The organism is Arthrobacter sp. L77, from assembly GCF_000816565.1.
GTDB classification, from domain to species: domain Bacteria; phylum Actinomycetota; class Actinomycetes; order Actinomycetales; family Micrococcaceae; genus Arthrobacter_D; species Arthrobacter_D antioxidans.
This window is the reverse complement of sequence record NZ_JWSU01000004.1, coordinates 286,199-306,955: the sequence shown is the minus strand read 5'-3', so window position 1 is coordinate 306,955 and position 20,757 is coordinate 286,199. Positions and strand designations below refer to the sequence as shown.

The 20,757-nt window shown below is 68.3% G+C and carries 23 protein-coding genes and 2 riboswitches; of the genes, 10 read left to right on the top strand and 13 right to left on the bottom strand.

Annotated elements, in window-relative coordinates; genetic code table 11:
* The 6 genes from RY94_RS16615 to RY94_RS03940 all read right to left on the bottom strand — a co-directional run bounded on the left by RY94_RS16615 (position 1) and on the right by RY94_RS03940 (position 3,746).
* Positions 1 to 408, bottom strand: a complete 408-nt coding sequence (locus RY94_RS16615; protein WP_052273909.1) for a hypothetical protein — start codon at positions 406 to 408, stop codon at positions 1 to 3.
* Between the two features lie 107 nt (positions 409 to 515).
* Positions 516 to 830, bottom strand: coding sequence for a DMT family transporter (locus RY94_RS03960; RefSeq protein WP_043442029.1), 315 nt, complete (start codon positions 828 to 830; stop codon positions 516 to 518).
* Between the two features lie 7 nt (positions 831 to 837).
* Positions 838 to 903: riboswitch (guanidine-III (ykkC-III) riboswitch) on the bottom strand.
* An 85-nt stretch (positions 904 to 988) separates the two neighbouring features.
* A complete protein-coding gene (locus RY94_RS03955; RefSeq protein ID WP_043442026.1) occupies positions 989 to 2,626 on the bottom strand; it encodes an ABC-F family ATP-binding cassette domain-containing protein in 1,638 nt (545 codons plus the stop codon).
* A 52-nt stretch (positions 2,627 to 2,678) separates the two neighbouring features.
* Positions 2,679 to 2,900 carry a hypothetical protein gene (locus RY94_RS03950; protein ID WP_043442023.1) on the bottom strand — a complete coding sequence of 74 codons (222 nt, stop codon included), beginning with the start codon at positions 2,898 to 2,900 and terminating at the stop codon, positions 2,679 to 2,681.
* A 130-nt stretch (positions 2,901 to 3,030) separates the two neighbouring features.
* Positions 3,031 to 3,438, bottom strand: a complete 408-nt coding sequence (locus RY94_RS03945; RefSeq protein ID WP_043442021.1) for a DUF302 domain-containing protein — start codon at positions 3,436 to 3,438, stop codon at positions 3,031 to 3,033.
* Positions 3,439 to 3,488: 50 nt separating this feature from the next.
* Entirely contained in the window at positions 3,489 to 3,746 is a 258-nt protein-coding gene (locus tag RY94_RS03940; RefSeq protein ID WP_043442018.1) for a metal-sensitive transcriptional regulator, read from the bottom strand.
* 123 nt (positions 3,747 to 3,869) lie between these two features.
* Here RY94_RS03940 and RY94_RS03935 point away from each other — a divergent pair, with 123 nt between their 5' ends.
* From RY94_RS03935 to RY94_RS03925, 3 genes are all read left to right on the top strand, one after another.
* Positions 3,870 to 4,526 (top strand): rhodanese-like domain-containing protein, encoded by a 657-nt coding sequence (locus RY94_RS03935; protein WP_052273908.1) that lies wholly within the window; start codon positions 3,870 to 3,872, stop codon positions 4,524 to 4,526.
* A complete protein-coding gene (locus tag RY94_RS03930) occupies positions 4,523 to 5,281 on the top strand; it encodes a sulfite exporter TauE/SafE family protein (protein WP_043442012.1) in 759 nt (252 codons plus the stop codon). The genes RY94_RS03935 and RY94_RS03930 overlap by 4 nt, the downstream gene beginning before the upstream one ends.
* A gap of 296 nt (positions 5,282 to 5,577) precedes the next feature.
* Complete coding sequence (locus RY94_RS03925) at positions 5,578 to 6,987, top strand: MBL fold metallo-hydrolase (protein WP_043442009.1); 1,410 nt, start codon at positions 5,578 to 5,580, stop codon at positions 6,985 to 6,987.
* A gap of 90 nt (positions 6,988 to 7,077) precedes the next feature.
* On the opposite strand, the gene RY94_RS03920 is transcribed toward RY94_RS03925, so the two are convergent.
* The gene (locus tag RY94_RS03920) at positions 7,078 to 7,464 is read right to left on the bottom strand and encodes a DsrE family protein (RefSeq protein ID WP_231554404.1); all 387 of its coding nucleotides are present in this window, start codon (positions 7,462 to 7,464) and stop codon (positions 7,078 to 7,080) included.
* Between the two features lie 568 nt (positions 7,465 to 8,032).
* A riboswitch (cyclic di-AMP (ydaO/yuaA leader) is annotated at positions 8,033 to 8,202 on the top strand.
* Positions 8,203 to 8,205: 3 nt separating this feature from the next.
* On the opposite strand from RY94_RS03920, the gene RY94_RS03915 reads away from it, so the two are divergent.
* The 4 genes from RY94_RS03915 (at position 8,206) to RY94_RS03900 (ending at position 11,364) form a co-directional block, all read left to right on the top strand.
* On the top strand, positions 8,206 to 9,063 hold the full coding sequence (locus RY94_RS03915) for a LysM peptidoglycan-binding domain-containing protein (protein WP_082046036.1): 858 nt from the start codon (positions 8,206 to 8,208) through the stop codon (positions 9,061 to 9,063).
* Between the two features lie 200 nt (positions 9,064 to 9,263).
* Positions 9,264 to 10,001 carry a DsbA family protein gene (locus RY94_RS03910; protein WP_043442006.1) on the top strand — a complete coding sequence of 246 codons (738 nt, stop codon included), beginning with the start codon at positions 9,264 to 9,266 and terminating at the stop codon, positions 9,999 to 10,001.
* On the top strand, positions 10,001 to 10,867 hold the full coding sequence (locus tag RY94_RS03905) for a cytochrome c biogenesis CcdA family protein (protein ID WP_043442002.1): 867 nt from the start codon (positions 10,001 to 10,003) through the stop codon (positions 10,865 to 10,867). The genes RY94_RS03910 and RY94_RS03905 overlap by 1 nt, the downstream gene beginning before the upstream one ends.
* Positions 10,864 to 11,364 (top strand): hypothetical protein, encoded by a 501-nt coding sequence (locus RY94_RS03900; RefSeq protein ID WP_043442000.1) that lies wholly within the window; start codon positions 10,864 to 10,866, stop codon positions 11,362 to 11,364. Before RY94_RS03905 ends, RY94_RS03900 begins: the two co-directional genes overlap by 4 nt.
* Before the next feature lie 88 nt (positions 11,365 to 11,452).
* Here RY94_RS03900 and RY94_RS03895 read toward each other — a convergent pair whose 3' ends face one another.
* From RY94_RS03895 to RY94_RS03885, 4 genes are all read right to left on the bottom strand, one after another.
* Positions 11,453 to 12,232, bottom strand: coding sequence for a GntR family transcriptional regulator (locus RY94_RS03895; RefSeq protein ID WP_052273906.1), 780 nt, complete (start codon positions 12,230 to 12,232; stop codon positions 11,453 to 11,455).
* A gap of 231 nt (positions 12,233 to 12,463) precedes the next feature.
* Complete coding sequence (locus tag RY94_RS03890; RefSeq protein ID WP_043441998.1) at positions 12,464 to 14,827, bottom strand: heavy metal translocating P-type ATPase; 2,364 nt, start codon at positions 14,825 to 14,827, stop codon at positions 12,464 to 12,466.
* A 50-nt stretch (positions 14,828 to 14,877) separates the two neighbouring features.
* Positions 14,878 to 15,078, bottom strand: coding sequence for a hypothetical protein (locus RY94_RS17650; RefSeq protein ID WP_156135008.1), 201 nt, complete (start codon positions 15,076 to 15,078; stop codon positions 14,878 to 14,880).
* 97 nt (positions 15,079 to 15,175) lie between these two features.
* Complete coding sequence (locus tag RY94_RS03885; protein ID WP_231554403.1) at positions 15,176 to 15,439, bottom strand: heavy-metal-associated domain-containing protein; 264 nt, start codon at positions 15,437 to 15,439, stop codon at positions 15,176 to 15,178.
* Between the two features lie 672 nt (positions 15,440 to 16,111).
* Here RY94_RS03885 and RY94_RS03880 point away from each other — a divergent pair.
* Both RY94_RS03880 and RY94_RS03875 read left to right on the top strand, forming a co-directional pair.
* Positions 16,112 to 17,008, top strand: a complete 897-nt coding sequence (locus RY94_RS03880) for an LCP family protein (protein ID WP_197060585.1) — start codon at positions 16,112 to 16,114, stop codon at positions 17,006 to 17,008.
* Between the two features lie 103 nt (positions 17,009 to 17,111).
* Positions 17,112 to 18,164, top strand: coding sequence for an App1 family protein (locus RY94_RS03875; protein ID WP_052273904.1), 1,053 nt, complete (start codon positions 17,112 to 17,114; stop codon positions 18,162 to 18,164).
* Positions 18,165 to 18,288: 124 nt separating this feature from the next.
* Here the strand turns inward: RY94_RS03875 and RY94_RS03870 are convergent, their stop codons facing one another.
* Positions 18,289 to 19,692, bottom strand: a complete 1,404-nt coding sequence (locus RY94_RS03870) for an AI-2E family transporter (RefSeq protein ID WP_082046034.1) — start codon at positions 19,690 to 19,692, stop codon at positions 18,289 to 18,291.
* 257 nt (positions 19,693 to 19,949) lie between these two features.
* On the opposite strand from RY94_RS03870, the gene RY94_RS03865 reads away from it, so the two are divergent.
* Positions 19,950 to 20,123, top strand: a complete 174-nt coding sequence (locus tag RY94_RS03865; protein ID WP_043443486.1) for a CsbD family protein — start codon at positions 19,950 to 19,952, stop codon at positions 20,121 to 20,123.
* A 186-nt stretch (positions 20,124 to 20,309) separates the two neighbouring features.
* On the opposite strand, the gene RY94_RS18070 is transcribed toward RY94_RS03865, so the two are convergent.
* Positions 20,310 to 20,474 (bottom strand): hypothetical protein, encoded by a 165-nt coding sequence (locus RY94_RS18070; RefSeq protein ID WP_197060584.1) that lies wholly within the window; start codon positions 20,472 to 20,474, stop codon positions 20,310 to 20,312.
* Between the last annotated feature and the right edge of the window lie 283 nt (positions 20,475 to 20,757).

The window sequence follows — 20,757 nt, the reverse complement described above, 5'->3', positions numbered from 1 at the left end:
CTACGCCCGCCCGCCCGCGACGGAGCGGTTCAGGACGCCGCCGTCGAGGATCTCGCCGAGCAGTTCCAGCGTGGCCCCGGGAGGCAGCGGGATGCCGGGGCTCATGGAGGGTGCGTGCACCGGGCCGTCGTCGCCCCGATCTGCCAGGGCGGGGACCGGGCATCCGGTCCCCGAGTAGGGGGCACGCTTGCCGCGGGACTCCTCGGCCGGCACGACGTCGTCGATCAGCTCGTTGACGGCCTGGGAGACGACGTCGGCATCCACGGCGTCGAGGCCGAGGACGCCGTGGAGGTAGGCGTCGAACTCGAAGTAGTCGATTCCGCCCCCCACGTTGCAGTAGTGCATCCACGTCTCGTAGACGGAGAGCCCGGCGAACTCCATGGCCATCAGCGTGTCGTCGTGCTGCATTCTGCTCAACCCCCGGTCGGTGGCCCCCCTGTGAGCCTTCTCCGATCCTGTCGGACGAACGTCAACTGAAACGGGTGGTCATACTCAGTTTTGGCGCAAGGGATGGCCTAGTGCGCGAGTTTCAGCCCGATGACGCCGCCGACGATCATCAGCAGGAACACGATCTTCAGGAGCGACGCCGGCTCCGAGCCGGTCGCCATCGCGTAGACGACGGTCAGCGACGCGCCGATGCCCACCCAGACCGCATACGCCGTGCCGATAGGCAGCGTCCGCATGGCATAGGCCAGACCGGCCATGCTCGCGACGATGGCGACGCCGAACACCACGGTCGGCGCGAGCCGGGTGAAGCCCTCCGATCGGCCGAGGGCTGTCGCCCAGACGGCTTCGAGGACTCCGGAGATTACGAGGACGATCCAGGCCATGACTCTCTCTGGGCCGTCTTGTCGCACACCGGGTACGGCACCCCTCGTCCGGGAAGCGGCAGGTGCGCGCTCCGGGGTCCATGCTGTCACGGATGCGCAGCCGGGGGAGGGTTCGTTCGCTTCGGGCGAGGGGCTTCCGGCGGAGGCAGGATGCTGCGTCAGCCGACGGTGACCCTGCCGTCCTCCACGTGCCAGCGCTCGTCGAGGCGTACGTTCTCCAGCAGCCGGCGGTCGTGCGTGACCAGCAGGAGCGCGCCCGTGTAGGACTCGAGGGCGTCCTCCAATTGCTCGATGGCCGGCAGGTCGAGGTGGTTGGTCGGTTCGTCGAGGACCAGGAGGTTCACGCCGCGGGCCTGCAGCAGGGCGAGCCCGGCACGGGTCCGCTCGCCGGGGGAGAGGGAGCCGACCGCGGCGCGCACCTGGTCCGCCTTCAGCCCGAACTTCGCGAGGAGGGTGCGGACCTCGCCCTGCGACATCTCCGGCACCAGGGACTCGAAGGCCGCGCCCAGGGGGAGGGCGTCGTCGAGCTGCCCGCGGGCCTGGTCGATCTCGCCGACGGCCACGCTGGAGCCGAGCGTTCCGGCGCCGTCATCGGGCTGCTGGTGACCGAGCAGGAGGCGCAGCAGCGTGGACTTCCCCGCGCCGTTGGGGCCGGTGATCCCGATGCGCTCACCCGCGTTCACCTGCACCGAGACGGGCCCGAGGGTGAAGGCGCCCTGCGTGACGGAGGCGCTGTTCAGGGTGGCGACGACGGAACTCGAGCGCGGCGCGGCACCGATGGTGAACTGCAGCTGCCACTCCTTGCGGGGTTCCTCCACCTCGTCCAGCCGGGCGATGCGCGATTCCATCTGGCGGACCTTCTGCGCCTGCTTCTCCGAGGACTCGGCGCTCGCCTTCCGGCGGATCTTGTCGTTGTCGGGATTCTTCTTCATGGCGTTGCGCACGCCCTGCGAACTCCACTCGCGCTGCGTGCGGGCACGGCCCACGAGGTCCTGCTTCTTGTCCGCGTACTCCTCGTAGGCCTCACGGGCGTGCCGGCGCGCCACGGCGCGCTCCTCCAGGAAGGCGTCGTACCCGCCGTCGTACACCGCCACCCTGTTCTGGGCGAGGTCCAGTTCGACGACGGTGGTGACGCAGCGGGCCAGGAACTCGCGGTCGTGCGAGACGAGGACCGCACCCCCACGCAGATTCTGGATGAAGGACTCCAGGCGGTCCAGCCCGGCGAGGTCCAGGTCGTTGGTGGGTTCGTCGAGGAGCACGATGTCGAAGCGGCTCAGCAGCAGGGCGGCCAGCGCGACCCGCGCGAGCTGCCCGCCGGACAGCGCGGTCGTGGGGGTGGCCGGGTCGAGGCCTCCCGCCACGTCGGCGAGGACGGCCGGCATGCGGTCCTCGAGGTCCACGGCCCCGGAGGACATCCAGTGGTCGAGCGCCAGGGCGTAGGCGTCGTCGGCGCCCTTCGCCCCACTCCCGAGCGCCGCGGCGGCGTCCTCCATGGCGAGGGTCGCCGCCGTCGTGCCGGTCCTCCGGCCGATGTAGGCAGCCACCGTCTCACCGGCGACGCGCTCGTGCTCCTGCGGGAGCCAGCCCACGAAGGCATCGGTCGGGGTGGTCCTGACGGTGCCGGCGAGAGGGGTGTCCGCTCCCGCGAGGAGGCGCAGGAGGGTGGTCTTGCCGGCACCGTTGGCCCCCACGACGCCGACGACGTCCCCGGGCGAGACGGTGAGGTCGAGTTTCGAGAAGAGGGTGCGGTGGGCGTGGCCCCCGGACAGGTCCTTCGCCACGAGGGTTGCAGTCATCCCTCCAGTCTAGGAGGGCCGGCCCTGCCTGCCCGTGCTGCGGGGGAGCGGCTCAGGCCGGGACGTGCCAGATGCTGTACTCGTCGAGGTGGAGCATGGCGCGGTGCCCGGCCAGGTCGTCGCGGATCCAGACGACGCCGGGGCCGGGCGCGGTGTCCTCCACGCACCCGCGGTAGTGCACTTCGTTCCTGCGGCGTGCCTCGACGATCGTCCCCGGGGTCAGCGCGCAGAGGTCGAGGACGCGGGCGGGGGTGCGGGTGGCGATGGCGGTCATCGGTGCTCCTTGGTGATCCAGGGGTCGGCCCGCTGGGACGGCGGGCTGCCTCCATGATTCGGGAGCGGTATTGCGGGCGTGTTTCCGGGACGTTTAGTTCCCGACCTCGGCGGGCCGGCCCGGCTCGCGGTCAGGAAGCGAGATCCGCGAGAGCCCTGTCGAGGCGGGCTCCGGCGTCGTCGGCCACCGCTCCGACCGCCGGGCTCGCGCTGAGCCGGACCATGGTCTGCGGGTCGATGGCCTCGATCGTGGTCTGCTGTTCGTCCCGGCCGCGCCGGACGACGACGTTGCAGGGCAGGAGTGCGCCCATCGAGGGTTCCGCCGCGAGGGCCCGGCTCGCCAGGGCGGGGTTGCAGGCGCCGAGGATGAGGTAGTCGCCGACGGCGTCGGCGGCTTCCACCCCGAGCTTCGTCTCGAAGGTGGCCCGCACGTCGATCTCGGTGAGGATCCCGAACCCCTGCTCCTTCAGCGCTTCCCTGGTGCGGCGTACTGCCTCGTCCCAGGGGAGGGGGACGGCGATGGAGTGGGTGTACGTCATGGGTGGCTCCTTCGGATCGGGCGGGAGATCGGATCAGGCGGGCGTTCGGATCAGGCGAGGGTGAGGAAGAGCTTCTCGAGCTCCTTCTTGTCGAGGCTGGTGTCCTCGCGGACGATGCATTGCTCGAGGCCGCTGGCGATCACGGCGAACCCCGCGCGGTCCAGGGCCTTCGAGACGGCTGCGAGCTGGGTGACGACGTCCTTGCAGTCCCGGCCTTCCTCGAGCATGCGGGTGACCGCGGCGAGCTGCCCCTGGGCACGCTTGAGGCGGTTGATGACGGGAGTCATTTCGGTCGGGTCGAGTTGCATGGTCTTCTCCAGAAGTCGGGGGTTACGTGGCCAGTCTATACCCCCAAGGGTATTTTGACTACCCCGGGGGGTATAAGGAATACTCCAGGGGGTATACCTTTTCGATGCGACCGAGAGGCTCCCATGAGCACCCCTTCCCCCGTGAACCCCGCCGTCCCCGCCGCGTCGGAGGCGACGTCCTCGTCGGCCCTGACGGAGTTGTCCCCCGAGGCACTGCGTGAGTGGGTGGGCGAGCACGAGGATCTCGTGGTGATCGACGTGCGGTCCGCGGCGGAGTTCGAGTCCCTGCACATCAAGGGTTCCTACAACGTGCCGTTGCCGCTCCTCTCGGAGCACACCGACGAGCTCGCTGCCCGCCTGGGCAGCCGGGTGGTGCTGGCGTGCCAGTCCGGTGTCCGTGCCGAGCAGGCACGCCAGAAGCTGGCGGCGTCGGGCATCGGCGCAGCCCACGTCCTGACGGGCGGGGTGCCCGGATACGCCGCCGTCGGTGGTGATGTGGTGCGGGGTGGCAGCCGCTGGGACCTCGAGCGTCAGGTCCGCATGGCCGCGGGCTCCCTCGTCCTCGTCGGCCTGGCCGGCGGACGCTTCGTCTCCCCGAGGATCCGGGCCCTGGCAGGGGTCATCGGTACCGGCCTGACCTTCTCGGCCGCGACGAACACCTGCGCGATGGGCAAGGCCCTTGCGGCGATGCCCTGGAACAGGGCCACCACCGAGCCCACCCGCGAAAGCGCCATCCTGCAGCTGCCCGTCCCCGCCACTGATGGAGCTGCGGCGGCATGATCCCGGCCCTGCTCCTGGGGCTCGTGGTCGGCATCGTCCTGGGTGTCGTGGGCGGCGGCGGGTCGATCATCGCCGTGCCGGCCCTGGTCTACGGGATGGGCATGAGCCCGGCCCAGGCCATCCCGACCTCGCTCCTGGTGGTGGGGCTCTCCTCCCTGGCCGCGCTGCTGCCCCGTATCCGCGAGGGCCTCAACTGGCCCGTGATCGCCCTGGTCGGAGCCGCCGGCATCCCTGCGGCCTGGGGTGGGGCGGCCGTGGGTCGGCTCGTGGACCCCGACCTCCTGATGCTGGCCTTCGCCGTGATCATGGTGCTCGCCGGCATCCGGATGCTCACCGCGACCCGCGAAAGCGAGGGCTCCTGCAGCACCGGGCCCACGCGGGCTTTCCGGACCTGTGCACCCAAAGCGGTCGCAGTGGGCCTGCTCGTGGGCTTCCTCACCGGCATGCTGGGTGTGGGCGGGGGCTTCCTCATCACCCCGGCCCTGACGATCTTCCTGGGCCTGCGCATGACACAGGCGGTCGGCACGTCCCTGGCGATCATCATCATCAACTCCGCCGCAGGGTTCAGTGCCCACGCCGCCGGCTACACGATCGACTGGCCGACCACGCTGACCTTCGCCGTGCCGGCCATCCTCGGCTCGATGGTCGCCGCCCGATTCGCCCGACGGCTGAAGGACAAGCACATCCGCATCTCCTTCGCGGCACTCATCTTCGCCGTCGCTGCGTGGGTCACCGCCAGCACCACCACCGCCTGACACCCTCGTCCTCAACGGCGCCGGCTTCACCGCCGACACCATGGCCGGCGGCATGACCGTTTGGACCCGCGCAGGCCTGCCGATCGACCAGGCCCGCCGCACCTGAGGCGTCTGCCTCCCCATGGACCGGGTGTGTGCTCGGACCCGTCCCGTCCCGGGACCGGTCACGCACCCCCTTCCGGTACCCCGCCCACCGGTACCGCCCCCCTTGCGGTATACCCCTGGGGGTATTACGCTGGAGGAGAGCGGGATACCCCAGGGGGTATCTGCATCCATTCGAACCGAAGGAGTACCCGATGCTGATCGAACGCATCTACGACCAGGACCTCGCCCAGGCCAGCTACCTGATCGGCTGCCAGGCCAACGGGACGGCGGTCGTGGTCGACGGCCGGCGCGACATCGCCGTCTACCAGGACCTCGCCGCGAGGAACAACATGAGGATCGTGGCCGTCACCGAGACCCACATCCACGCGGACTACCTCTCGGGCACCCGCGAACTGGCCGCGGCGACCGGAGCGGCGATCTACGTCTCCGGCGAGGGCGGGCCGGACTGGCAGTACGCCTTCGAGGGCACACGCCTGATGGACGGCGACACGATCACCATCGGCAACATCAGCCTCCGGGCCCTGCACACCCCCGGGCACACCCCCGAGCACCTGTCCTTCCTCGTCACCGACGGCGCGTTCAGCGACCAGCCCGGCTACCTGCTCTCGGGCGACTTCGTGTTCTCCGGCGACCTCGGCCGCCCGGACCTGCTGGACGAGGCCGCCGGGGGCGTCGATACCCGCTTCGAGGGAGCGAAGCAGCTGTTCCGGAGCCTGCAGGAGAAATTCCTGACCCTGCCCGACTACGTGCAGGTCCACCCCGCCCACGGCGCCGGCAGCGCCTGCGGCAAGGCCCTGGGCGCGATCCCGTCCTCCACCGTCGGCTACGAGCGGCTCTACTCCTGGTGGGGCCCCTACCTCGCCGCGAACGACGAGCAGGGCTTCATCGACGAACTCCTCGACGGCCAGCCCGACGCCCACGCCTACTTCGGGCGGATGAAGCGCGAGAACCGCGACGGCCCCGCGATCATGGGAGAACGCCCACCGCTGACCGAACTCGACACCGACCGGGTCGCCGCCGGCCTCGCCGCCGACACCCTGACCTTCATCGACACCCGCACCGCCGACCAGGTCCACACCGGAACCGTCCAGAGGTCCCTGAACATCCCCGCGAACGCCGCGATCGCCACCTACGGGGCATGGGTCGTGAACCCCGAAACCGACCCCAACCCCCTGGTCCTGCTCGCCTCCGACCAGGACCAGGCCCAACAGATCCGCGACCACCTGGTCCGCGTCGGCATCGACGACATCGCCGGATACGTCACCAGCCTCCACGGACTGCCCCTCACCACCCCGACACTGATCCGCCCGGAGGACCTCGCCGACGCCGACCCGGCAATGATCCTCGACGTCCGGAACCGCACCGAACACACCACCGGACACATCCCCGGAGCCCACCAGCTCAACGGCGGACGCCTCATGTGGCACCTCGAGGAACTCCCCACCACCGGCACCATCATCACCTACTGCCAGAGCGGACTCAGGAACTCCGTCGCCGCCAGCGCCCTCCGCCGCGCCGGCTACGACATCGCCGAACTCGACGGCAGCTACAACGCCTGGACCACCTGGCAGCAGGCACGGGAGACCGTGACCACCAACTGAGCAGGCAGAGACCGACGACACGCTGCGGCGGCGGCACGGTAGACCCGGCCGCCGCCACAGCTCTGCCCTCGACCGTGCCTCCTGAACGGATCACATCCTGACGTAGGCCCATCCTTCCCATTGTCGCGATGCCAGATGGGCGACGGCTGCCGACACATGGTCGATGCCGGGCAGCAGCTGGCTTGGCTCCATGTCTGCCGACCGCATACTGTTCTCACACGCGAGGATGCGCACCCCGTGATCCAGGACGTCCGCGATGGCTTCCGTTACCTCGGACCCGCCGGCGAGTATCGCAACGACAGGACCCTGGATGACCACCTCGATGATGCTTCCTGGAGGCAGAGCGGCCGAGGCGTTGGTGGCACTGCGGAGGGCGCCGCCCAACGAACCGGGCTCCGCCGGCCCCGCCGCGTGGATCAGCAAACCCTTCACGTCCGTGGCAGGGCGAACTCCGGGGGTGGAATGGGTAGCGGACACGGAAGCTCCTTCGCAGGCGACCCCGACAGCATCACACCGTCCTGACGTGGATCGGGGGCTGGGGTATGGACTGCATGCTACCGTGGCGAGCTAAATGTCTAGACATATCGAGAAGCGTGGCGCCTTCGGCCTCACGCCCGCTGCCCTACCCAGCGTGACAGCATGCTTTTCTGCCACCGAGCAACCAGGCGCTCAGGGTCGGTGAATCGCGGACGCCTGCGTCAACATCGACCCACGCGGACAACTGCTGCCCGGCTTCGATGTCATGTCCGATGCAAACACCGACAGCCGGAACAACCCTCGAGAACAACTCCCGATGAGCGCCACGGGGCTGCCCTGGATGGCTCATTGAGGGTTTCCCGCCATCGACGGCTGCTCAACCTGAACGCTCGGGGCCACAGCGCAGTCGAACAGGTACGCAGTTGCCGTCGCCCTGGGATATCGCTTCCGGATGAGCCCTGTCACACCCTGTCGCTCCGCGCCCTCCAAATGTTTATACATTTGTGATTTCTGTGTAGATTGAGTTCGTGCTGCCCATCAGGCGCAGCACCCTTGGCACGTTACCGAACCCTGCCGCTTGCCGAGGCCCGTACACCACGAAACTTCGGCAGGGGCGGGGGAACCAGGTTCGGATTCTCACTGAATCCTTGGGGTTAAGCCGCCGGCATCACCGTCCGGCGGCCGGGTGACTCCCACCCGCATCCGACAGCTCACCTCGCAGGTATTGGGAGAGGTCAAGCAATGTCAGACAAGAACACCCGCGGCCGCCACCGGGCCACCACCAGCACCCTGTCCACCCTTTCACGAGGCGTTTCCAGCCATGGCGGGAAGGTGGGCCGCCAGGTCGCCCTCGTCGCCCTGGGATCAGGACTCGTGCTGAGCATGGCCACGCCGGCCCAGGCGGGGGCCATCGCGAATGCCCCCCAGGGGGACAGCGCCTCGGGCGCCGCCTCCTCCCACGCAGGCACGTCCGGCCAGGCCGTCGCCTTCGGGCCGTCCACCCACACCGTGGTCGCCGGGGACACCCTGAACCAGATCGGAGCGCTGCATGGGATCGCGCTGGAGACGATTCTGTCGCTGAACGGACTTCAGATGGATTCCACCATCTACCCGGGAGATGTCATCGCCCTAACCGGGGCGACGAACACCCAGGGCGTGGAACTGATGACCGCTCCAGCACCGACCAGCCCTGCACCATCGGCCGATGTGCCGGACCAGCTGTCAACCATCAGGCTGGCGAGCGCCGACGTCGAACCGGAGGCATCCTCATCGACCAATGGGGCGATTCTCGAGGCGGCCCGGGCACAGATGGGGGCCATCCAGGACTGCACCGTCCTGGGGGAAGTCGCCCTGCGAGCAGCAGGGATCGAAGGGGTCGGCGATGAGTCCCCCGAGTCCCTGATGGCGTACGCGACGCCGGTATCGACACCGAAGCCCGGCGATTTCATCTACTACGCCGACGGCGGGATGGGCTTCTCCCACAACGCGGTCTACCTCGGTGACGGGCAGGCCATCCACAGTGGATGGAACGGCAACCAGACCGTCGTCGAGAGCGTCGATGTCGGATCCGGCCCCGTGTACTACCGCGTGAACGCCTGACCCCGTGACGTCCGCGGTGCCCGGTGGCTCACCTGCTCCCAGGCACCGCGGCTTCACCGCGCCACCACGTGAAGTGGGGGCCGCCGAATACAGCATGCTCACAGCTGGAGCCCAGACTTTACAGGCCGCCACAGGGCCCGTAGCGTCGAATTCGAGAAATGTATAGACATTTGATGTTCCGGTCATCCTGAGGAGTTCGCATGCCATCGCCTTCCACCAGTACCTCCCGTCGTCGACCCTGGACCTTGGTGATCGCCGCCCTCGGAATAGGGATCCTGATGCTGCTGGTGGGGATCTTCGCGTATCAGGGAGGAGCATCCCAGGGGGCCAGTGACACCGGATCATCCTCGCAGGGATCCACCGACTCCGAGGGCGCGCCGCTGGACATGTCCCGGCGGATCGCGGACGACCCCACGGCGCTCGGTGCGGTCGACGCCCCGGTCGTGCTGGTCGAGTACGCGGACTATCGTTGCCCCTTCTGCGCGGTCTTCTCCCGCGAGACCCTGCCACCCCTGGTGGAGAAGTATGTCGAGAGCGGTGACCTGCGCGTCGAATGGCGCGACCTGCCGGTCCTCGGCGGCCAGTCCTCCATGGCGGCTGTCGCCGGCCGCGCCGCCGGGAACCAGGACAAGTTCTGGGAGTTCAACGAAGCGGCTTTCGCCGTCGCTCCCGAACGTGGACATGCCGATCTTCCCCGGGAGCGTCTGGTGGAACTCGCCGAAGAATCCGGGGTACCGGACATGGCGCAGTTCGAAGCCGACCTCGACTCCAAGGAACTGCAGCAATCCGTTGCCGAGGACGCGCAGGAAGCCGCAGCCCTGGGCGCCACCGGAACACCCACCTTCCTCGTCAACGACACCGCACTGATCGGCGCACAACCCCTGGAGACCTTCGAAGAGGCCATCGAAGCCGCACTCAAGACGGCCGACGCCAAGTAATGGGCATCGGATACGCCGGGGCCTTCCTGGGAGGCATCCTCACCCTGTTGAGCCCCTGCTCGGCCCTTCTCCTGCCGGCCTTCTTCGCCTACGCATTCTCCACCAGGACCCGCCTCGTCGCTCGAACGGCCCTCTTCTACCTGGGCCTGCTCTCCACGCTCGTACCGCTGGGGATATTCGCCGGGACACTCGGGTCCCTCGTCACCCAGCACCGCGGCATCCTGGTCGCCTCGGGTGCCGGGCTGGTCATCGCCCTGGGCCTCGCCCAGATCGCCGGACTCCGGCTGCCGTCCCTGCTCCGCACCAACACCCGCACCGGGTCTTCACGGCTCTCGGTCTTCGCGCTCGGCGCTGTCTACGGTATCGCCGGGGTCTGCACGGGACCGATTCTTGGTTCCATCCTGACCGTCGCCGCAGTGGGCGGCAACGCCCTGTACGGCGGGATCCTCCTGGCGATCTACGCTCTCGGGATGGCACTGCCCCTGTTCGCGCTGTCCCTGCTGTGGGACAGGCTCGGCATCTCGGGCCGCCGCTGGCTGCGGCCACCGCCGGTGACCATCGGCCGATGGTCCAACTCCTGGGTCATGATCGTCTCCGGCGCTCTCTCCATCGGCATCGGAGTCCTGCTGCTGGTCACCGACGGCACCGCCGGACTCGGCGGGGTACTCACCGTCACCGACCAGTTCCAGCTCGAGTCCGCCGTGAGCGGGGCAGCTTCGGATATCCCGAACGCCGTGTTCGCACTGCTGGCCACGGTCGTCCTGGCAATCACGGCCGCCCTGTACGTCAGGAACCAGCGGAACGCCCGTCCCGCCGGGAACGATGCCGAGGCGACGTCGTCGGCCGCCACGAAGGAGAACCGATGAGCTCCCGCGTGTCTGTGACATCAGCTCTGCTCCAGTGGTCCGGCCGCCGCTGGCGGGCGGCAATCGCCGCCGCGATCCTCACCTATCTGGTGATCGCAGTACCGACCGACCTCATCGACACACCCCTTTTCAGCCGCGAGATCCCGCCTACGTGGTGGTCCTTCCCGGTTCTCGGGATCACCGCCGCCCTCACAGGACTGCTCGTTGCCACCTACGTCGCCCGCGCGCCCGCCCCGGCCGATGAAGGACACGAGCGGTTCGGGGTAGCCGGCACCGTCGTCTCCTTCTTCGCGGTCGGGTGCCCCGTCTGCAACAAACTGGTGCTCGTGGCCCTGGGCAGTTCCGGCGCTGTGCAATACTTCGAGCCCCTCCAGCCACTGCTGGCGATCGGTTCCATCGGCCTTCTCCTGTGGGCCTTCGTCACACGTGCCACCTCCGAAAACCAGTGCCCGGCCCCCCGGGCTCGGACGGCGACCGCTACCCCGTCCGACGGATAGCTGACAGCTGATAGGAAAGCGGACACCGAGGCGTGATCCCGGCCCCCTTGCCGGCGTCGTCCCGCCCCGCCCGTTCGTCCCGTTCGCGTCACCCCCCGTCGCCCGGAAGCGCCTTGCATCCGAACGCGGTCGAGATGGCGAACCGCTCCCCCAGCACGAAGCTGCGCCTGAACTCCAGCGTCCGGGCCCGGTGACATCCGGTCCGCTCGATGAGGAGGAGCGGAGTACCTTCCGCACATCCGAGCTGCTCGGCCTGCAGAGGGCTTGCTGCAACCGCAGTGAGTTGCTCGGTGCCGCCGTCGAGCACGATGCCGCAACGCCGGTCCAGCGCGCTGTACAGCGCGGTGTCGGTGAAATCGACCTCGAGCAACTCCCGCGTCATGTCGGCGGGCAGCCAGACCTCGTCCAGCCCGATCGGCTCCCCGTCCGCCAGACGCACCCTCGACAGGTGGAAGAGCTCCGCCTGCGCCGCCAGGGACAGTCGCGCGGCCATGGCCGGATCCCGGACGCTATGCTGCTCCAGCACCACGCTGCTGTGCTTCATGCCCGATTCACGGATCGAGGCCAGAAGACTGTAAATGGGCCCATAGGCAGTGCTGCTGCCCGCTACGACAATCGGCCTCTGCCCGGGATGCGCCGTGATGTGCCCCGCATCCCGCAACGGCTTCAACGCAGCCCGGATGGTCCCCCGGCTGACCCCGTACTGCTGCGCCAGCTCCAGTTCACCGGGAAATCCCGAATCGAACGCTCCATTCTGGACCGCCTTCAGCAGATCAGCGCTGACGGCCTTCCACAACGGACGCCCGCTCGTGATCAGGGCTTTACGCTCCAGGTCCGACGACGCCGTAGTGCGGACCGATCCGGTCACATCCGGTCTAGACACAGGGGACCCTCAACTGAAGTGCTGTCATAGTACGACGGTACTCCGGCCCGGCGCCCAGCGCCCCTCCACCGACTTGCACCCCCGGTCAGGAAGCAGCGGACCACGGCACCTCGTTCCGAGCACCCCATCGACGGGTCGAAGAGGTCGTGTACTCCCAATCGGTCCCGGATCGGACGACCCGGACGGCGAGCGGCGAAGCAGAGAAAGTGGGACGTATCAGGAGCCGGTGTCCGCCCTCCTGCCAGGTCGGGCCGGCTGACCGACCCGACCGGCACCCTGCCGGTTGGCGCGAAGCGGTCGGAAGCCGCGCAGGCGCAAACTGTTCGTCACGACGAACACGGAGGAGAAGGCCATGGCCGCGCCGGCGAGCATGGGGTTGAGCAGTCCGGCTGCGGCCAGTGGCAGGGCGGCGACGTTGTAGGCGAACGCCCAGAAGAGGTTGCCCTTGATCGTGCCAAGGGTTCGGCGGGAGAGCCGGATCGCGTCGGCTGCCGCGCGCAGGTCCCCGCGGACGAGGGTGAGATCGGAGGCTTCGATCGCAGCGTCGGTCCCGGTGCCCATCGCGAGTCCGAGGTCGGCCTGCGCCAGGGCCGCGGCGTCGTTGACGCCGTCGCCGACCATCGCGACGACCTTGCCTTCGCTCTGGAGTTGCTTGACGACGTCGACCTTGTCCTGCGGCATGACGTCGGCGATGACCTGGTCGATCCCGACCTGGGCGGCCACCGACCGTGCGACGGTCTCGTTGTCCCCGGTGAGCAGGATCGGGGTCAGGCCCAGCTTCTTGAACTGGCCGACGGCTTCGGCGCTGGTGTCCTTGATCGCGTCGGCGACGACGAGGATCCCGCGGGCCACTCCGTCCCAGCCGACGGCGACGGCGGTCAGGCCTTCGGCTTCTGCGGCGGCCAGGGCGTGCTCGAGGTCCGGGGTGAGGGGCTGTGACCACTGGGCCAGGAGGCGGGCTCGTCCTACGAGGACCGCGTGTCCGTCGACAATGCCCTGGACGCCGAGTCCCTCGAGATTGGCGAAGTCGCCGACCGGGGGCAGTTCACCGGCCTGTTCGGTTGCTGCCTTCGCGATGGCCCGGGCGATGGGGTGCTCGGAGGCGTCCTCGAGGGCTCCGGCCAGTCGCAGGACGTCGGCGCGGTCCTCGCCGTTTGCCGGGATGACATCGAGCAGGGTCATGCGTCCGGTGGTGACTGTTCCGGTCTTGTCCAGCACGATGGTGTCGACGGTGCGGGTGGACTCGAGGACCTCGGGGCCTTTGATGATGATGCCGAGCTGCGCTCCGCGTCCCGTCCCGACGAGCAGGGCGGTGGGGGTGGCGAGTCCCAGTGCGCAGGGGCAGGCGATGATCAGGACCGCCACGGCCGCGGTGAAGGCGAACCCTGCGCCGCTTCCGCTGCCCAGCCAGTAGCCGAGCGTGGAGACTGCCAGAAGGATGACGATGGGCACGAAGATCCCGGAGATGCGGTCGGCCAGGCGCTGGGCCTGGGCTTTGCCGTTCTGCGCATCCTCGACCAGGCGGGCCATCTGCGCCAGCTGGGTGTCCGCTCCCACCCGGGTGGCCCGGACGACGAGGCGCCCGCCGACGTTCACGGTCGCACCGGTGACCGTGTCGCCCGGGACGACCTCGACGGGCACGGACTCACCCGTCAGCATGGACGCGTCGATCGCCGAAGAGCCCTCGATGATCGTGCCGTCGGTGGCGATCTTCTCACCCGGACGGACGATGAAATCATCGCCAACGGTGAGGGCGTCGACGGGGATGCGCTCCTCTGAGCGGACCGTCGACCCGTTCGGTGCGCCGCGGAGGACCGAGACGTCCTTGGCGCCCATCTCCAGCAGGGCGCGAAGCGCAGCTCCGGCCCGGCGCTTGGACTTCGCCTCGAAGTAGCGCCCTGCCAGGATGAACGTCGTCACGCCGGCTGCCACTTCGAGATAGATGTTCGCGCCGCCATTCATCCGGGCGACCGAGAACTCGAAGGGGTGGGTCATCCCCGGAGTCCCAGCGGTTCCGAGGAACAACGCGTAGGTCGACCAGCTGAACGCGGCGATGGTGCCCATCGAGATGAGGGTGTCCATGGTCGCCGTGCCGTGCTTGAGGTTCGCCCAGGCTGCCCGGTGGAAGGGCAGGGCCACCCACACCAGAACCGGGGCGGCCAGCGCGAACGACAGCCACTGCCAGTACGTGAACTGCAGGGCCGGGACCATCGCCATCAGGATCACCGGGACGGACAGGACGGTACTGATCAGCAACCGGGTCCGCAGCGCCGCCACCTCGTCGGTCCCGCCCGCACCGATGCCCGCCTGCTCCGCGGAGGGTTTCTTCGGCTGGGGCAGGATGGCCGTGTAACCGGCCTTCTCGACCTCGGCCACCAGGTCCTCATGGGCGAGATGGGCCGGGAACGTGACTTTCGCCTTCTCGGTGGCGTAATTCACCGTCGCGCTCACACCCTCGAGCTTGTTCAGCCGCTTCTCGATACGGTTGGCGCACGAAGCACAGGTCATCCCCTGGATAACCAACTCGAGCCGGCCACTGTCGACCGGCGCCTTCGTGACGCTCTGCGGGAAGGTGCTCATACTTCTCTCCTCATTCCTTCGACGGGTACGGCTGCGCGGATTCGCGAGGGCTAGTGCCCTGCTGCACCGTGATCCGTCCGGTGATCCGTGATGCGAGCCGGCATGCTGGGCGCATCACCCGAAGGGGCGTCCACCGTGCGGGTGTCATTGATCGGCGGTGCGCTTCCAATAACGCTGCCGATGCCCAGGGCGGCGGTGAACGCCACCGTGAGCCCCACGCCATAGGCTGCAAGTTTCACTGGAGTGCGCATGATGTGTGCCTTTCGGACGAACGTCTCACTGGAGGCGACCGCCGCAGCGGCCGGTGGACCGGGGTCGGCAGCCCTCCCGCGATGCCGGGCCGGCAGGTCATGCTGGGGCGACCACTTCGGAGCCTGCCTCTTCAACCGCTTCGGTCACGGACCCGGCAGACGCGGCTCCTTCGCTGGTGACCGTGAGCCTGTCTGCAGCGACGTCGAACGACACGTCCATGACACCCGAGATCTTGACGACCTCGGAGCGGCCGAATTCTGCGCCGTGACCGCGGGACATCCCCTGGACGGTATATGTGCTGTTCGCCATGATGGCGTCCCTCCCGATGATGGAGGGCCGCCCCTGGGCGACGGCCTGCATCGAAGATACCCCTAGGGGGTATCTAGTTGCAAGTACCCCCTAGGGGTATACACGCGACCATCGCGGTGCCTCGCGGACGCGCCCGCACTGGACCTCGTTCAGGATCTGCTCCCTCACTGAGCTGCACACAGCGGTGGCAGCGCCTCTTCACCGACCGGGCAGCTCTCGATGGACAGGTGCGGTCGCTTTCGCCCCGCCCGAACGCGTGCTGTCGGGTTCCGCCTGCTGCGCACTCCAGGCCTGACCGTTCTCGGGTGCGGAGGAGCGTCCTTGCTCCCGCTCACCGCGGGCTTCCCTGTGGTCTGGTCCTTCAGGTCGGGCGTCGGGGCCGATCCGGTGCCTTCGGTCCCGGCGGTGAACGAACGGTGCTTTGCTACGGCGCGGTTGATGCCCGGTGCCAGGGTATCCATCTGCTGCGGATGCCCGTCACCGTGGGTGGCTTGCGCCATCCGGGCTTCGTGCTGTTGCGGTGCGGGCAGCACGTAGGGGCCTGCGTCTGCACGTCGACGTGCTGGGACCTCCTATCATGGAGGCCTACGCTGCCGGCTTGTTCGGTCGGTGCCCGATGATGGTCCAGGTCTGGAGTTCGCCCCGATGTCAGTATTCACGGCCTGGGGAGACGCGTATGTGCGGAACGTTCCTCGGAGGGGCAGGCTGGTCATCAGCGTATCCGTGCTCGTGGCACTCGTGGTGGGTGCGGTGAGCCTGTACTTCGGGGCGAGGTGGCAGTCGAATACGGCCGTCGTCGATCTTGGGGAATCGATTCAGGACTATGAGGGCCGGCCGGTCAATATCCTCCTGGCGGCTTCTGATGCCAGAGAGGGTGAACCGGAAGCCGCGACGCGCAGCGACTCGATGGTGCTGGTCCATATCAGCGAAGACCGCTCCCGTATCGACGCGGTGCAAATCCCCCGGGACACGGTCCTCGATGTGCCCGCCTGCGCGAGCCCGGACGGGAGGGCCTTCCCGTCCGGTCGGGTCATGATCAACGGGATGCTCGGGTACGGTCCCGCGTGCCTGACCCGGTCGGTCGAAGACCTGGCCGGGGTGTCCGTGGATCACTATGCGGAGCTGCGCTTCTCGGGCTTCATCGACATGATCGATGCTCTGGATGGTCTGCCCGTGGACCTCGATCAGGCCATGGTCGACCCGAAGGCCGACCTGGACCTACCGGCCGGCCAGCAGACCCTCAGCGGTGAGGAAGCCCTCGCGTTGGCCCGGACCCGCGACAGTTTCGATGGAAGCGACATCGCGCGGATGGCCCATCAACAGGACGTCATCGGCGCCGTCGTCGGACATGTGACGGCGTCCGGAACCCTGACGAGCCCGGAGCGGATGATCGGGTTCATCGATGCTGCGACGTCCTCTCTCCGCGTCGATTCGGGGCTGGGTTCGCTCGGAGCAAAGGTCGGCCTCGGGGTGGAACTGGCCAGAGTGCCGTCGGAGAACATCACCGTCGCTACGATGCCCTGGGAGGCGGACCCTCTGGACCCCAACCGCGTCGTCCCCTCTGCCGACGCGGCCGATCTCTTCGCCGCCCTTTCCACCGACCGACCCATGTCGCCGTAAGTCAAAGGCCCGCCCGGGCGCCAGCCACACCCCTGTTCCTTCTGACCTCGCGGTGTGCGAGGGGTCTCGGTACGGTGAACTGATGCGCTTACCGAGAATTTCCTTGAGCCATTTCCGCCAGGACGCGATCACGGTTGCTTACCGGACCGAGACCGGCGTCCGTGATCGGCTGGCCCGGCGGGCGGTCGAGAAGGGCTGGACGCCGGCGGTGATCCCCTACTCGGGGTACGCCAGCGCCCAGCACTCCCGCGTGCTGGGCCGGGTCGTCCTGGCCCCGGCGTCGGTCGATCCTGCCGCCCGGCGCGGGATCTCCGGGTGGCGGCGCCTGTTCACGCTCGAGAGCCCCGGGACCGAGGTGCAGATCGAGGTGCAGGGGACCCGAACCACGGTCACCACGAACGAGGCCGGCATCATCGACGCCCGGCTGCCGCTGGACACCCCGCTACCCCCGGGCACGACGGATGCCGTGCTGCAGGTGACGGGGCGTGCTCCGGTTACGGCGACGGTCCACAGTGCCGCCGCCCATCCGGGGCGCGGCGTGGTGTGCGACATCGACGACACGGTGTGGATCACGGGCATCGCCCATCCGGCCCGTGCGGCGTGGCGGACGCTGCGCGGCTCGAGCGCGACACGGACGTCGGTGCCCGGCATGGCCCACCTGCTCCGCACCGCCGTCGAGGGCCAGGACCATCCCGCCGTCGTGTACTTGAGCAACGGGCCCTGGAACTTCGTGGGACCGGTCACCCGATTCCTGGAACGGAACGATTTCCCGGCAGGAGCGGTGCTGATGACGGACTGGGGCATCACCCCGAACCGCTGGTTCCGCGACGGCAAGAAGCACAAGTCCTCCTCCCTCGCCACACTCATCGACGACCTGTCCCACATCACCTGGGTCCTTGTCGGAGACGACGGCGAACACGACCCGACCATCTACGCCGAACTGGCCGAAACCCACCCCGACCGGGTGGCGGCCATCGCCCTCCGCCAGGTCCGGCCCACCCCCTCGACCCGCACGACCGAGATCACCGCGGCAGCCGGGGCCGAGCCTGACGCAGACCTGATCAACGGGGTGCCGGTGCTGCGCGGCGCCGACGGGGACACGCTCCTGCCCTTGCTGCGGGACGCACTGGACCAGACCCCGACCCCCACCTCGTAACCCCGGAGCCTGTCCTCCCATCACCGAGACCTGGCACTCCGGCACACCGGGCGTCCTGCGTCGGCAGAGCTCCTGCGAGCCCGGCCGAACTGCCGCCATGGCGTCTGATGGCCTGCAGGTGAAATCACCGGCCCGGATCGGGGCGACGGTCGGTGCTGGAATCCGCATCTGCACCTGCACCTGCGGCATCCAGTGTTTCCTGACGAGAGTTGACGGCAGTCCGCTCCCCCGGGTCGGAGGTGTGCGCGGTGACCCCGTCGTACTCCGGGGGGCGTGTCCCGTCCTGCTGCGCGTCCTCCCCGAAGTCCTGCCCTGAATCCTGTCCGTGGTCCTGGAGGGGATTCTCTTCGGTCGGCCTGCCGGCGGGGGTGTTGCGGGGTCCGTGGCCTTGTTCGTCCATGAGGGTGTGTGTCTCGGCCTGGGTGATGGCGTCGTCGGTGATGTCTTCGTCGCGGTCGGCGTTCCATGCCTTGATGCCCGCCCAGGCCACGGCGGTGAGGGGGACGGAGAGGATCGCGCCGATGATTCCTGCCAGGACGGTCCCTGCGGTGAGGGCGACGAGGATCACGAGTGGGTGGACGCTGAGGGTGTGGCCCATGACGACCGGTTGCAGGAAGTTGCCTTCGAGCTGGTTGACGAGGATGACGACGCCGAGCACGATCAGTGCGGCGGCGGGTCCGTTGGTGACCAGGGCGACGAGGGTCGCCACGGCGCCTGCCAGGGTTGCCCCGACCAGGGGGATGAATGCCCCGATGAATACGATCGCGGCCAGCGGCAGGGCGAGGGGCACCCCGAGGACGACCAGGGCCAGTCCGATGAAGAACGCGTCGACGGCCGCGACGATCGCGGTCCCGCGGACGTACCCGCCGAGCACGGCGACGCTCTGATCTCCGACGTTGCGTGCTTTGACCAGTCGGGTGCCTTTGAAGGCCCTCAGGGTGAAGGCCCAGATCTTCTCGCCGTCCTTGAGGAAGAAGAAGAGGATGACGATCATCAGCAGCAGCCCGGTGAGGAAGTTCGTCGCAGCGCTCAGTCCGGCCAGGGCGGTGGTGCCGGCCGCACTGCTGGTGGCGAAGTCCACGACCGCGTCCCGGGCCGCCTGGATCTGCCCGTCGTCGACCGGCAGGGGCCCGTTCTCCACGAAATCGATCAGCTGATCGATGCCCTGAACGGCACTGCTGGTGAGGGTGTCGGTCTGGCCCATGACCGCGAACACGACTCCTGCGAGCAGACCGCCGATGAGCGCGAGGAGGATGGCGAAGGACGCCGCGGTCGCGAGGGAACTCGACCATCCCCTGCGTCGCAGCCAGGACACGAACGGTCCGATGGCCGAGGCGAGGATCAGGGCCAGCAGGAGCGGGATGATCACCAGGCGTATTTGGATCAGGGCATAGACGACCACGGTGAACAGGGCCAGCAGGAGCAGGACCTGGGTAGCTCGGTGCGCTGCACGCCCGAGCGGTCCGGCCCAGGGGTCCTGGTGATCGCTCTGGCGGCGAAGTGCTCGTGGTGAGGCGGAGGAGCTCATGAGGTGCGGCCTTTCATCAACGCTGCCGAGTGCGGGTACTGGAGACGATTCTGCCCGCCATCCGCCATCACCAGGCTGTCGGATTCGGGTGGGGACAAGGGAGCCCGAAGCCCGAGGATGCAGGTAGCGCGCTCGGGTCGGCAGCCGGGAGGGAAGCGTGCAGCATCCACGAGACGCGGGTCACCGTGCATAGACTGGAACGGCCGGTGCACGAAGCCGGTGGTACCACCAATGACGTCAACCGTAGGGAGAGCATCATGGGACTGGACGACAAGATCGGCAACACCGCGGACAAGCTCGGCGGTAAGGGCAAGGAAGCTGCCGGTGACGCCACGGGCGATGACAGCCTCAAGGCCGAGGGTAAGGGCGATCAGGCCAAGGGTGATCTGAAGCAGGCCGGCGAGAAGATCAAGGACGCCTTCAAGCACTGACATTCCTGCCGTCCTGCACCGCGCCAGGACATCCGGCAGTGAAGCAGAAGAGACGAAGGGGGGTGCGCCTCACCAGGGCGCACTCCCCTTTCCTGTGCCTTCTGCCACTGCCTACCACTGCCGGCCAATGACGCCCTGCGGTGCGAGGGCGGCGGTACTGTCCGGGGACCCCGTACGGGTTTCTTCCTAGCCGTGCACTCGTGAACGCACACGCTGAAGTACGAGCAGGGCTGCTGATACGACAAGGACGACGAGCCCCACGTACAGCAGGAACTTCAGAGCCTCGACGGCAATGCCGATGACGAGCAGGACGAGGGCGACAAGAGCGACGACGATCAACAGAGGTTTCATTGATCCAGTATGTCCAGACCTCGTGGTCTTTCCCGAATCCTGCTTCTGGTCCACGACCTCTCCGGGGCTCACCACCGTGGTGCTGCTCAGGAGACACCCGGTGCGCACTGGAGCGACCCTGCATCGCCGGCAATCCAGGACAGTCACCCGGCCGGCGTCCGTGTGCGCTTCGCCGTGCACGCCCTCCGCACCACCACCACGACCGAACATCAGCCGGGCTTCGGAGATGAGGCGCTACCACACCTGTGAGCCTCGTTCACCTTGCCCGCCCTCACCGTCTTCT